Source organism: Pseudomonas sp. FP2300 (assembly GCF_030687595.1).
GTDB classification, from domain to species: domain Bacteria; phylum Pseudomonadota; class Gammaproteobacteria; order Pseudomonadales; family Pseudomonadaceae; genus Aquipseudomonas; species Aquipseudomonas bijieensis.
The window spans coordinates 945,634-958,800 of sequence record NZ_CP117440.1; the positions used below are offsets into that span (position 1 = coordinate 945,634).

Annotated in this window: 11 protein-coding genes; 4 read left to right on the top strand and 7 right to left on the bottom strand. The window is 59.0% G+C overall.

The window, feature by feature from the left end; all coding sequences use genetic code 11:
- The first annotated feature begins 31 nt into the window (after positions 1–31).
- Entirely contained in the window at positions 32–1,297 is a 1,266-nt protein-coding gene (locus tag PSH86_RS04000) for a dihydrolipoyllysine-residue acetyltransferase (RefSeq protein ID WP_305488015.1), read from the top strand.
- Positions 1,298–1,393: 96 nt separating this feature from the next.
- Here the strand turns inward: PSH86_RS04000 and PSH86_RS04005 are convergent, their stop codons facing one another.
- The 7 genes from PSH86_RS04005 to PSH86_RS04035 all read right to left on the bottom strand — a co-directional run bounded on the left by PSH86_RS04005 (position 1,394) and on the right by PSH86_RS04035 (position 9,437).
- On the bottom strand, positions 1,394–2,548 hold the full coding sequence (locus PSH86_RS04005; RefSeq protein WP_305488018.1) for a M20 family metallopeptidase: 1,155 nt from the start codon (positions 2,546–2,548) through the stop codon (positions 1,394–1,396).
- Positions 2,545–3,969 (bottom strand): M20 family metallopeptidase, encoded by a 1,425-nt coding sequence (locus PSH86_RS04010; protein WP_305488021.1) that lies wholly within the window; start codon positions 3,967–3,969, stop codon positions 2,545–2,547. The genes PSH86_RS04005 and PSH86_RS04010 overlap by 4 nt, the downstream gene beginning before the upstream one ends.
- Positions 3,966–4,955, bottom strand: a complete 990-nt coding sequence (locus PSH86_RS04015) for an ABC transporter ATP-binding protein (protein WP_163855366.1) — start codon at positions 4,953–4,955, stop codon at positions 3,966–3,968. The genes PSH86_RS04010 and PSH86_RS04015 overlap by 4 nt, the downstream gene beginning before the upstream one ends.
- Complete coding sequence (locus PSH86_RS04020) at positions 4,952–5,968, bottom strand: ABC transporter ATP-binding protein (RefSeq protein WP_109753453.1); 1,017 nt, start codon at positions 5,966–5,968, stop codon at positions 4,952–4,954. Before PSH86_RS04020 ends, PSH86_RS04015 begins: the two co-directional genes overlap by 4 nt.
- A 15-nt stretch (positions 5,969–5,983) precedes the next feature.
- Positions 5,984–6,886, bottom strand: coding sequence for an ABC transporter permease (locus PSH86_RS04025; protein WP_109753454.1), 903 nt, complete (start codon positions 6,884–6,886; stop codon positions 5,984–5,986).
- A 9-nt stretch (positions 6,887–6,895) separates the two neighbouring features.
- Positions 6,896–7,813 carry an ABC transporter permease gene (locus PSH86_RS04030; RefSeq protein WP_109753455.1) on the bottom strand — a complete coding sequence of 306 codons (918 nt, stop codon included), beginning with the start codon at positions 7,811–7,813 and terminating at the stop codon, positions 6,896–6,898.
- 103 nt (positions 7,814–7,916) lie between these two features.
- The gene (locus tag PSH86_RS04035; RefSeq protein ID WP_305488027.1) at positions 7,917–9,437 is read right to left on the bottom strand and encodes an ABC transporter substrate-binding protein; all 1,521 of its coding nucleotides are present in this window, start codon (positions 9,435–9,437) and stop codon (positions 7,917–7,919) included.
- A gap of 183 nt (positions 9,438–9,620) precedes the next feature.
- Here PSH86_RS04035 and PSH86_RS04040 point away from each other — a divergent pair, with 183 nt between their 5' ends.
- From PSH86_RS04040 to PSH86_RS04050, 3 genes are all read left to right on the top strand, one after another.
- Positions 9,621–10,538, top strand: coding sequence for a LysR substrate-binding domain-containing protein (locus tag PSH86_RS04040; protein ID WP_025569579.1), 918 nt, complete (start codon positions 9,621–9,623; stop codon positions 10,536–10,538).
- Between the two features lie 324 nt (positions 10,539–10,862).
- On the top strand, positions 10,863–11,750 hold the full coding sequence (locus PSH86_RS04045; protein WP_305488030.1) for a hypothetical protein: 888 nt from the start codon (positions 10,863–10,865) through the stop codon (positions 11,748–11,750).
- 1 nt (position 11,751) lies between these two features.
- Positions 11,752–13,167, top strand: coding sequence for a saccharopine dehydrogenase C-terminal domain-containing protein (locus PSH86_RS04050; RefSeq protein ID WP_109753458.1), 1,416 nt, complete (start codon positions 11,752–11,754; stop codon positions 13,165–13,167).

A 13,167-nucleotide genomic window follows, 5' to 3' on the forward strand; every position in this document is an offset into this window, starting at 1 on the left:
TCAGACAGAATCGAATTTTCAGGAAGTGGTCATGAAGAATGTGCATGAAGTTCGAGTGCCCGACATCGGCGATGCCAAGGATGTCGGGGTCATTGAAATCCTGGTCAGCGCGGGCGATACGGTGCTCGAAGGACAGGCCCTGATCATCGTCGAGACCGACAAGGCGTCCATGGAGATTCCTTCGCCGCAAACGGGTGTGTTGCAATCATTGGCGGTCAAGCTGGATGACAAGGTCAGCGAAGGATCGTCGATCGCCTTTATCGAGATTGATCGGCCATTGTCAGTGCTTCCACAACCGGATGTCGCACCTGTAGCCGAAGCCGTTGCAACCTGCGCCGAACCCGAGCGGGTCGTTGCGAGACCGTCGCCAGCTGAAACCAATGGTTCACTAACGGACTTGCCGCTGGCATCGCCCTCGGTGCGCAAGTTCTCTCGGGAACTGGGTGTTTCACTCAAGGCCATTCAGGGCACGGGAGCACGTCATCGCATCACTAAGGATGATGTCCTGGCCCATGTAAAAGGGGCTCTGACCGCCCAGGCGCCGGCGGCCAACTCTCCGCCGTTGGGTGGTTTATTACCTTGGCCGGCGGTTGATTTCGCCAAATATGGGCCGGTGGAAAGCAAGACGCTGTCCCGGATCAAGAAAATCAGCGGCGCTAACTTGCACCGGAACTGGGTGATGATTCCTCACGTTACCAATCATGACGATGCGGATATCACATTGCTGGAACAGTTTCGTGTGCAGATGAACCAGGAAAAAGCGCAAGGAGGAATAAAGATCACGTTGCTGGCCTTGTTGATGAAAGCCTGTGCGGCGGCGCTGAAAAAGTTTCCGGAGTTCAATGCCAGCCTCAATGGCGACCAACTGGTGTTTAAGCGTTACTTCCATATCGGGTTTGCCGCCGATACGCCGCAAGGGTTGGTCGTCCCCGTGATCAAGGATGTCGACCAGAAAGGCGTGCTGGCGATTGCGCAGGAAATGTCAGCGCTTGCCGAGAAGGCTCGTACAGGTAAGTTGAGCGTTAGCGACATGAGTGGCGGCTGCTTTTCCATCTCATCGTTGGGCGGGATTGGCGGGACCTATTTCACGCCGATCATCAATGCGCCCGAGGTCGCCATATTGGGGGTGGGTAAAAGCAGGGAAAGACTGGCGATGGAAGATGGGCAAGTGGTCACGCGGAAGATTCTGCCATTGAGCCTGAGTTGGGATCATCGCGTGATCGATGGCGCCGCCGCCGGGCGTTTCAATGCCTATCTGGGCAGTGTGCTGGCGGATTACCGCAGGCTTGTCTTGTAGTATGAAAGTGACGGTTTGGTTGACCCGTTTACCTTCAACGCCGGGGCGTGAGTGCGTGAACACCCTATCCCCGGCGATTCGTAGATACTCATTACCTCAACTGCCCTCGCCGACAGCCAGAATGGTTGCCACCAAGGCCTGAGCACGGGGCACCAGCGTGTCCAGTTCCAGATATTCACGATCGGTGTGGACCTTGCCACCCACCGGCCCGAGGCCGCACAGGGTGGGAATGCCCAGGCTGGCGGTGAATCCGGAGTCGGCGCAACCGCCGGTGAACTCGCCTTCGACGCTGAAGCCCAGCGCCAGCGCTTGTTGTTGGTAGATGCGCAGCAGCCGTTCGCTGTGATGGGCTTCCATCGGTAGAAAGGTCGTCGCTTCCTTGAGGATGGCGCTGGTGCCGATCAGTTCTTCTTCTGCAACGATGGCCAGGATTGCGCTAAGGATCTGGTCCCAGTGCTTGAGCTCGATGAAGCGCACGTCCAGCCGCGCGCAGGCGCTGGGCGCGACGGTGTTGCTGGACGTGCCACCGGATATCAGGCCAACGTTAGTGGTGATGCCTGCCGGGTAGTCGGTCAAGGCATGGAGCTTGACGATCTTGCGTGCCAGGGCCTCGATGGCGCTGGCGCCGTCGGCATGATTGACCCCGGCATGCGCCGCGCGGCCGCTGACTTCGATGATCAGCGTGGCGCCGCCTTTGCGTGCGCTGACCACGTTGCCGCTGGCCCGACCGGGTTCGGTATTGAGCACGGCACGCGCGCCACGGGCGGCTTTTTCGATATGAGTTCTGGCACTGCCGGAACCGATTTCTTCGTCACCGGTGTACAGAACCTGTACCGGATAGGGCAACTGACCGGCGCGTTTGAGAGCCTTGAGGGCGAAGCAATTGAGCACCAGGCCGCCTTTCATGTCGGCGACGCCGGGGCCATAGGCGAGGTCGGCGTCGCGGCTGTAGCCGCGAGTCGTGGTGGTGCCTTTGGGAAACACCGTGTCGCGATGGCCGAGCAACAGCACCGGCTTTCCTGAGGCGCCCGGCACTTCGGCGAGCATCACGTCGCCAAAACCATCGACCGGCATGCGCTGGAGCAGGATGCCGTCGGCTTCCAGTTCAGCCGCGAGCAGCGCGCCCACAGCGTCGACGCCGGCCTTGTCATAGCTGTTGGAGTCGGTGTCGACGATGTGCTGTAGCAGCGCTTCCATGGCTGGGCGCTGGTCGGCAAGCCAGTCCAGCGCCTGTTGTGGACCGGTATTCATTGCGCTTGCTCCCGTAACTGATGTTCCTGGGTCAGGCGTGCCGCGTCGTTGCCCAGGTCCCAGAATAGCCCTGCCATGATTTGCAGGCTTTCCTTGACCACCGGTGCCAGCAAGTGCTCGTTCGGCGCATGTTGTGAGCAGGCCGGGTACGAGTGCGGCACCCACAGGGTTGGCAGGCCGAGCACGTCCGCGAACACATCGTTGGGCAGCGAGCCACCGAGGTTTGGCAGCAGCGCAGGTTTTTTGCCGGTGGTCTGGGCCAAGGAGCTGAGTGCCCAACTGACCCACGGGCTTTGCGGATCCAGCCGAGTGGCATGCATCACATCGATGCGGCTTTGCCTGGCCTCGACATTGCTGAAGCCGTGAGCATCCAGGTGGGCACGAACAGCCGGGATAAAGGTCGTGTAGTCGCTGTTCACCACGAAGCGGATATGGCAGTGGGCATTGGCTTTACCCGGGATCGCATGCACGGGGGCGTCCGGGTTGCCGGTCTTGAAGGCGATGACGTCGAGGGTGTTCCAGCCGAACACCTTTTCGCTCAGCGAGAGCTGCGGGTTACCCCAGTTGGCGTCGATTTCCGGATCGCCCGGCCCGCCACCCACGTCGATATCAGCCAGTGCCTGGCGAACCGGCTCCGGCAGTGTCTCGGGCTGCAGGCCTGCCACTTTCACCCGACCGTGTTCATCGACCATGCTCGCGATGGCATTGGCCAGGATGATGCCAGGGTTAGCCAGCAACCCGCCCCAGTTGCCAGAGTGATGGGCGCCCTCGCGCAAATTGACCACCAACTCGAAGTTGAACACCCCACGTGAGCCCAGAAAAATCGTCGGTCGTGATGCCGCCAGGCGCGGGCCGTCCGAGGCGATGAAAATATCCGCCGCGAGCTCTTTGCTGTGCGCAGCACAGAACGCATTCAAGCCCGGCGAGCCTTCTTCTTCGCCCATTTCCAGCAGCAGCTTGACGTTGAACCCCAGCTTGCCGTCGCGAGCCTTGAGCGTTTGTTCGAGCGCGGTCAGGTTGATCAGGTGCTGGCCTTTGTTATCCGCCGTGCCGCGGCCGTACCAGCGATCGCCTTCGACCGTGACTTGCCACGGCGACAGGCCTTCACGCCATTGCGCCTCATAGCCGCGCACCACATCACCGTGGCCGTAGCTGAGCACGGTCGGCAGCGCTGGGTGCTCAATGCGTGTGGCGATCATGAAAGGGCCGCGCTCTGCCACCGGGTTGTCATAGATTTTGACGCTGAAGCCCATCGCCTCGACGTGGGGGGTGATGAAGTCATTGAGGTAGCGATACAACTCGGGCTGGCTGTCCGCTGCCTGGCTTTCGGTGGGCAAGGCGACGCTGCGTTCGAGCAGATTGAAAAATGCGCCGTTGTTAAATTGCTCTGTGGTGTTGCTGATGGCCAGTGAACGACTCATGAGTGGACAAGCTCCAGTGTTTGGGCAGGATTGTCGTGAAGGTGGCAACGCACGTTGCCCCCGATAATCGAATCATTGGCCGGGTAGGCCGTTTTGCACGGTGCGAAGCAGCTCGGGCAGCGTGGATGGAAGGCGCAACCGGACGGCGGTGACATCGGATTGGGGAAAGTGCCGTGCAGGCCGATTTCGGGAATGCCCAGGCGCGGATCGGGCGTGAGCACCGAATCCAGCAAGGCGCGGGTATAAGGGTGGCCGGGTTTGGCGAACAACGATTCGCGAGTGCGCTCTTCGACGATGCGCCCCAGGTACATCACCGCGACTCGGTCGGCGAGGTGTTCGATGACCGCGAGGTTGTGGCTGATCAGCAGGTAGGTCAGGCCGAATTCGCGCTTGAGGTCTTGCAGCAGATTGAGAATCTGCGCCTGCACCGATACATCCAGTGCTGATGTGGGCTCGTCGCAAATCAATACATCGGGGCGCATGATCAGCGCCCGTGCGATCGCGACCCGCTGGCGCTGTCCACCGGACAGCTGACTCGGGTAGCTGTCGATCACCCGCTTGGGCAGGCCGACCACATCGAGCATTTCTTCGGTCTTCTTGCGTCGCTCGGCAGGGCTGCCGATGTCATGCACGATCAGCGGTAGGGTAATGATTTCGCGCAGGGTCTTGCGCGGGTTCAGCGAGGAGTACGGGTCCTGGAATATCGGCTGAATGTGCCGGGACATTTCCTTGCGATCAGTCGCCGCCAGATGTTTGCCATTGACCAGCACATCGCCGCTGGTAGGCGGCAACAGGCCGAGCAGGAGTTTTGCCAGGGTACTTTTTCCGCAACCGGACTCACCTACCAGGCCGAGGGTCTCGCCACGCATCAGGCGCAGGGAAACGCCATCCACGGCTTTCAGGGTGGCGGCGGGTTTGAAAAAGCCCTTGTTGATCCGAAACTCGCGACGGATGTCACACAGCTCCAAAGCGATGTCTTTTTTCATGACCATGCACTCTTCTGATGGCGAATCGGTGCTGGGTCCGGAGCGGCGAACAGGCAGCGCGCCATGTGTCCGTTCTGCTCGACTTCGGGGATGTCTTGCGCACAGGCGGGTATCGCCTGAGCGCAACGATTGCGGAACGCACAACCTTGCTGTTCACCAACCAGGCTTGGCACCAGGCCTGGAATCGAACCCAGCGCCTCCCCCGGTTTGGTCCGGCCAGGGATAGGAATACTGGCCAGCAGACCGCGGGTGTACGGATGCTGCGGGTTCTCGAACAGTTGCAGGGCAGGGGCCGTCTCGACGATTTCCCCGGCATACATCACGGCGACCCGATCGGCGATCCGTGCCACCAGCCCGAGGTCGTGGGTGATGAAGATCACCGCCAGGCCGAGTTCTTTCTGGATGTCGCGGATCAAGCGCAGGATCTGCGCCTGGATGGTCACGTCCAATGCAGTGGTGGGCTCATCGGCGATGATCAGGTCCGGTTCGCACATCAACGCCATGGCAATGATCACCCGCTGGCGCAAACCGCCCGAAAGCTGATGCGGATACTGACGCAAGCGCTCGGTGGCATTGCTGATACCGACTTTCTCCAGCATCTGCGCGGCGCGAGCCAGGGCATCCTTGCGTGACACCTTACGATGCTGAATCAGCACTTCGCTGAGCTGATCGCCAATGCTGTAGGCCGGGTTCAACGAGGTCATCGGTTCCTGGAAGATCATCGCCAGGCGGTTGCCGCGCAGGTCGCACATGCGCCGCTCGCTCTGGCCCAGCATGTCGATTCCGTCCAGGGTCAGCCGGGACGCAGTGCGTTTGGCCTTGCGTGGCAACAGGTCCATCAGCGCCAGCGAGGTCAAGGATTTGCCGCAGCCGGACTCACCGACGATGCACAACATTTCACCGCGCTCGACTTCAAAGTTCAGACCGCGCACTGCATGCAGCATGTCATCCGGTGTCGGGCTGTTGCCCATGGGGATATCCACGCGCAGGTTTTCTACATGGAGTAGTGCCATGTTCGGTACCCTCTTTCAGTTACGGCCGTCGGGCAAAATCAGATCGCGCAGGCCATCGCCGACCAGGTTGATGCCCAGCACCAGAATCATCAGGGCGACACCGGGAATGGCGATGACCCACGGGGAAAAGAACATGTAGGGTTTGCCTTCGGCGATCATCAAACCCCAGGACGGTGTCGGCGGCTGCACACCCACGCCGAGGAATGACAACGCCGACTCCAGGAGGATCGCGTGGGCCATTTCCAGCGTCGCGACGACGATCAGCGCGCCGACCAGGTTGGGCAGGATTTCGCTGACCAGAATGCGCAGGGTCGAGCAGCCAAGCGCCTGGGCCGAGGCCACATATTCAGCATCGCGAATCTGTTGCACCGAAGCCCTGACCACCACCGCGAAGCGATCCCATAACAGGCAGCCGAGCAGCACGATCACCACTTTCAACGAGCCGCCCATCAGCGAGGCCGAGGCCAGCGCGACCATCACGACCGGCATCGCCAGCCGAGTGGTGATCAGGTAGCTGATGAACGCATCGACCTTGCCGCCGTAGTAACCGGCCAACAGCCCCATGACGGTGCCGATAAAGCCGGAAATCAGCGCCGCCGCAATGCCGATGAACAGCGAGATACGTGCGCCGTAGAGCAGTCGCGACAGGTAGTCACGGCCCAGCTTGTCGGTTCCCAGGGGGTATTCCCAGGTGCCGTTGGCCATCCATGCCGGCGGTTTCATGCGTAGCATCACGTCTTGCGCATAAGGGTCGTAAGGTGCCAGCCACGGCGCGAACAATGCACCCGCGAAGATGATCAGCAACAGCACCGCGCCGATGGCGAAACCCCGATGACGAAAGCTCTTGCCAAGTACTCGGCTCAGGCTGCTCGGTGGTGGCAGGTAGTCATTGATCGCGAGGGTCGTGGGAGTGCTCATGTAAACCTCCTAGCGCACGCGAATGCGCGGGTCGAGCAGTGCGTTGAGCACGTCGGCCAGCAAGGTGAGGATGATGTAGATCACCGCAATCAGCAGGACCACGGCCTGTACCACCGGAAAGTCATCACGGGCGATGGCGTCCCAGGCAAGCTGTCCGATGCCTTGCAGGGAGAACACGGTTTCGATCACGACCGAACCGCCGAGCATGAAGCCAAACTCCACCGCCGCCAGTGCGACGACCGGAATCAAGGCATTGCGCAGGGCATGCTTGAACAGCACGCGGGCAGGGCGCAGGCCCTTGGCGCGGGCGGTGCGGATGTAATCGGAGCTGAGCACATCAAGCATGCCTGCGCGCGTCAGGCGCATGATTGCCGGAGTCGCGTAGTAGCCCAAGGCAATGGCCGGCATGACGAAGTGCAGCATGGTCGAGTTACCGGACACTGGCAGCCACTTGAGCGTCACCGCAAACACCACGATCAACATCAGCGCAAACCAGAAACTGGGCATTGCCTGACCCAGCACCGCAATGCTCAAGGCCAGTCGATCAACCCAGGTGTCGCGTTTGACCGCGGCCAGCACGCCCAGTGGAATCGCCACCAGCAAGGCGATACCCAGCGCCATGGCACCTAGCCCGAGGGTAATCGGCAAGCGGCTGGCGACGAGGTTGTAGACCGATTCCTGAAAGAAAAAAGAGTTGCCCAGGTCCAGCTGCAACAAATCTCCCAGCCAATTGAAGTACTGGGTCGGTAGCGGTTTGTTCAAACCGTACTGCACGCGGATCTGTTCGATCTGTTCGCTGGTGGCTTCCGGCCCACCAATAGCCGTGGCCAGGTCGCCGGACAGGTGCAAAAGCGAAAAGCTGATCACCGACACGGTAATGGCAACGCAAACAGCGATGCCCAGACGGCGTAGAAGGAATCCAAGCATGGCAAGTTTCCTCATATCCAATGGATAACAGGTGTGAGGACGTGTCCGTGGTGCGGCTTAATCCACACCACGGCACCTCTCGATCGATCCGCTCTGTTGCGGATTACTTCCAGCTGGACTGAACGAAACGCGGCAGCTCATCCGGGTACGACGTGAACGCGAGTTCGGAGGTGTAGGCGTAGTTCATCGAGTAGTTGAACAGCGGCGCCCAGTACGCCTGTTCGCTGATGCGTTGCAGCGCCTTGCGGTAGTTATCCTTGCGCAATTGCGGGTCGAGGGCGTTGTCAGCGGTCTGCAACCAGCTCTGGACTTGCGGGTCCTTGATGTTGTCGTCCGGATTGCCCTTGAACCAGGTGCCGGCCGATGCCGACGTGTCGAGGATCGAGAACGAGCCCCAGGCCTGAAACGACATGGGCACCTTGCCGCCACGTTGCTGATCGCGCAGTGCGGCGTACTTCAAGTAGCGCAACTTGGCGTTGATGCCCACGGCACGTAGGTTGCCGATGATGGCTTCGACGTAATCACGGTCGCGATAAGCGAAGATTTCTGTCTCGAAGCCATTCGGGTAACCGGCTTCGGCGAGCAGCGCCTTGGCTTTGGCCGGGTCGTAGTCGTATACCGTGGCCGCGGTGGTATCGCAGCCGAACTGGCCTGGATAACAGGCAACCTGCAAGGGTTTGGCTTCGCCACCCACCATTTGCGTGGCCAGTGCATTGCGGTTGATCGCATGGTTGATGGCCTGACGCACCTTGAGGTTCTTCATCGGCGAGTTTTCAGTGGAGGTGCCCCGGGCATCGAGAATCAGGAAGCCGATGCGCATGGTTTCGCCGCTGGTCACGGTCAGGTTCGGCATACCTCTAAGGTCGACGGCCTGATCCGAGGTCACACGCCAAGTCCAGTCGACACCGTCGGTCATCAACTCGGCCAGGCGGGTTTCTGCATCCGGAATCACCCGGAACTTGAGGTGGCCGATATGGGGCTTGCCTTGAGGGCTGTCCGGAAAGTAGTCCTTGTTGATCTCCATGGTCACGCCTTCGCCAGCCACCACCGACATTGCTTTATACGGCCCGGTACCCACTGGCTTGCGGCTGAATTCGGCCAGGCCAACTTTCTCGAAGTACTGCTTGGGGAACATCGGGACGGCATTGGACAGGTATTCCAGTGCCGGAGGGAAAGGCTTCTTCAAATACAGGCGGACACTGTAGTCACCGGTTTTTTCGGCGCTCTTGATCCAGTCTACGTTTTGCACGGTAACGACTTTCGCTTCGGGCGACACCACGTAGTTGAGGGTGAACACCACGTCGTCGGCGGTGAAGGCGTCGCCGTTGTGAAATTTGACGCCTTTGCGCAGCTCAAAATCGATGGTGGTGTCGTCGACCTGTTTCCAACTGCTGGCCAGCATGGGTTTGTATTCGCCATTGCTGGGGTCGCGGTAGATCAGGTTGTCCCAGATCAGCCGGCCGAGAATCACACCTTCGCGTAAATCGTTGTGATAGGGGCTGATGTTTTCAGGTTCGCTGTCGGAAGCGTAAACCAGGGTGTCGTTGGCTTTACCGGCATGCGCCGGAAAACTGCTGATGAGGCCCAACAGCGCAATGCTGCAGGCGAAACCTTTGATGCCCATGCCGTCGTCTCCGTTGGCGAGAGTGGTTGAATCAAAGGGCAGCGAATCGCAAATGCGTAAAGGAGGGGGAGAAGCTCAGGTCATGTTTTTGGTCTAGACACGAATGTAGGGAAAGGCTATCAATGCCACAAGAATAATATTTCGATACTTGCATTGCCGAAAAGGCAATCCTTGGGGGCGCCGATGCAGTTGTATGGTGTGCAGTCCACGGCACTGCGTTATTTCCTGGAGGTAGCGCGATGCGGATCGATCAGCGAAGCCTCCGTGCGCTTGAATGTCGCCGCGTCAGCGGTGAGCCGACAAATCGCCAAGCTTGAGTTGGCCCTGGATGCCAGTTTGTTTGAGCGTCGGGCCCGAGGCATGGTGCTCAGCGAGGCAGGGGCGCGATTGGCGGCCTATGCGCGCAAGTCGCAGCTTGAGGCCGAGCAGGTGGTGCTGGAAATTACCGAACTGCATGGCTTGCAGCGGGGTCATGTGCATGTGGCCTGTTCGGAAGGATTTGCTCTGGAATACATGCCCAGGAGCATCAGCGCGTTCAGGCGCGAGTATCAGGGCATTCATTTCACCTTGGAGGTCTGTGCACCTGCCGAAGCGACCGAGAAGGTGCGCTCCGGCGAAGCCGATCTGGCGATGACCTTCAGCCTGACGCCGCAAAAGGAAATCAAGGTCGAACATGTCCTGAGCGGGGCGATTTTTGCCGTGGTCGCCAATTCCCATCCCTTGGCCGGGCGTGAAGCGGTCAGCCTCGCTGAGTTACAACCCTGGCCCATTGCGTTACCCAAGGCCGACACGACGATACGGCAACTGTTCGATATCTGTTGCGGCGTACAGGGGTTGTTGTTCGACCCGGTGTTGACCACCAACTACGTTGCCGCGCTCTATAGCTTCGTCCGCGAAGAAGGCGTTATCAGCCTGGCCAGCGAGATGACCTTGCAAAAGCAGGTGGCGGACAAGGCCCTGCAATGCGTACCGATCCTCGACGAAGGCATGCAGGCACGACGCATCGAACTGCAAAGCATGGCTGGCCGAAATTTACCGGCCGCGGTTTCTGCGTTCAGGGATTTTCTGATTGCTGATCTGGGGAAAGCGAAGCGTCGTTGAAAAGGCCTGATTACTTGATGCTTCGGCCTGCTGGGCATATCCACGCAAGTACCGTTGAAGCCTCGAGCTCACTGAATTTCAGGCACAAAAAAAGACGTCCTGGATGTCTTTAGATGATGTAGTTGCCGATCCCTAACGCCGAGCTCCCATGTAACTACCGACGATTCGGTGAATAATTTTTTTATAACCTTATGTCTTAAGAGTATTGGTGCTTAGATTCTTCACGATGTACTAATCGCTTCGAAGCCAGGTTGGATCCAAAAACTCAGGCCATTCCCTTGCCAGTCTGTCACAAAACTTGGAAAGCGCTCAGGACGGTGATCCATGGACGATCAGAAAATTTTGGATGAAGTGAAAGATTGGTTCATCAGTTGTTTGGGATGCGCGGCGGGTAGGCGAGAGTTTAGTAAGAATCGCTATATGCTGGCTATTGCTCGAACCGCGCAAGAGGCCAGGGATAGCTTTGAGGCTTATGTACGAGCGCTCGAGGCCAGGGAGGCAGTAGCTTGTCTAATCATCTGCCCGACCACCAGCGCAGAGCAAAGCACGTACAGCGTGGCTCAAGAAGTTCGACGTCTGTCTGCCCTGTTCAGTCCGCTCAGTGAGTTCTCTGCCGAAGAGTTGGCGACGGGCCGCGCTCTAAACAAAAAGCTCTATCTGACGTGTCCGGTCACCAACGTTAAAGTGTTGTTCGAAGACTTTGATGCGGTTGCATTTTGTCCACAGTCAGATGATCTGGATGACGAACTTTATGACCCTTTGATGTCAGCACCGATTCCAGCGGTCAACTTCAACTCCGATGTGTATGCCTTTTCAATATTCTGCCGTGACATGAGCCTGCAGAAGTTCAAACGCGAGGTGTATGAGTTGACCTCGACAGAGCGCGGTCAGCTCTACGAGGTGGTGTTACATGGTTGGCAGCGTATTGCTGAGAAGACTCTGGGCAATTACATCAATATGACTGACGTTGAAAAGTGTCCGGTCTACTTGCATGACAACAATCAATACTGGTTCGCCAATCATCAGGACCCGGCGTTTGCAGAGTCGGTAAAGGCATTGTATCGACACGATATGCCGTTGATTTACGTGCCCAAGATATTTTGCGAATGGGAGCAGTATTTCGCCACCGGGCGTCTACCGGATTTCAGCGAGACCGCCACCCCTGGCAGCCAACACCTGGACGCAACTGAGTCCACTCTAGAGGCCATTTGAAATGAGCAAGGAAGCGAGTTTTTCGGGCAAAAAACTGGTGTTTATCGGCTTCGGCTCGATCACCAAAGCGACCATCGGGCTGCTTGTCCGCGCGCGCGCATTCAATCTCTCATCGGTTGTGGTCATCGCTCCGCAGATAGAGCAACACCAGCCGTTCGTCGACCTGGGGGTAAGTTTTATCGACGTGGCGTTGACGCCCGAGAATCTTGGCCACGTGTTGCGCGATGTGGTCCAGCCAGGTGATTTCATCGTTAACCTGTCGGTCAATGTGAGCAGCGCTGATCTGATCAGGTTTGCCCATGCGCAAGGCGCGTTGTATCTCGATACCTGCATCGAACCCTGGGAGGGCACCTACAACGAACCCACGCTGACCACCTCGCAGCGTTCCAATTACGCGTTGCGCGACCAGTTGCTGGCCCTTGGAGACGAACTCGGGCCAGGCCCTACGGCAGTCGTGACTCACGGCGCGAACCCGGGCCTGGTCTCGCATTTCGTCAAATCGGCCTTACTGCAACTCGCTGCGAAACTCGGCGTGGCCGTGCCTGAGGCCCAGGGTCGCTTGGCCTGGGGCGAACTGGCGATGGCGCTGAACGTAAAGGTGATACACATCGCTGAACGCGACACTCAGCGCTCGTCACGCATCAAGTCTGATGACGAGTTCGTCAACACCTGGTCCGTCGACGGGTTCGTCAGCGAAGCCGGACAGCCCGCGGAACTGGGCTGGGGTTCCCACGAGAAAACCTGGCCGCCTTTCGCTCGTCATCACCCGTTCGGTTCAAATAACGCAATCTACCTCGAGCGCCCCGGTGCCTCGGTGCCAGTGAAAACCTGGACCCCCAACGGCGGCCCCTGCACTGGCCTGCTGATCACCCACAACGAAGCCATTTCGCTTCCCGACTTTTTGACGGTCAAGGATGGCAGCGTGCTGCTGTACCGGCCAACTGTGCATTACGCCTACCACCCTTGCGACGATGCCCTACTGTCGGTGCACGAGTATGTAGGAAGGGGCTGGAAGCTCCAGGACAGTAAGCGGATCATGAACGATGAGATTGCCCCAGGTGGTGTCGACGCGCTCGGCGTGCTGCTTATGGGGCACGCCCTCAACGCCTATTGGTACGGTTCGATCCTGAGCATCGACGAGGCGCGGCAGATTGCCCCCTTCAACACGGCCACCAGCCTGCAAGTGGCTGCCGGTGTGTACTCAGGCATTATCTGGGCCATCGAAAACCCCGACCGCGGGATCGTCGAGCCGGAACAGATGGATCATCGTCGGGTGCTGGAAATTGCTCTACCCTTCCTCGGAAGTCTCGAAGGCATCCAGACCGACTGGACGCCTCTGGACACCATTAATGCTCTATTCCACAAGCCCGAAGGTGAGCTCTGCCCGTGGCAGTTCGAACACTTTACCGCTGTCTAG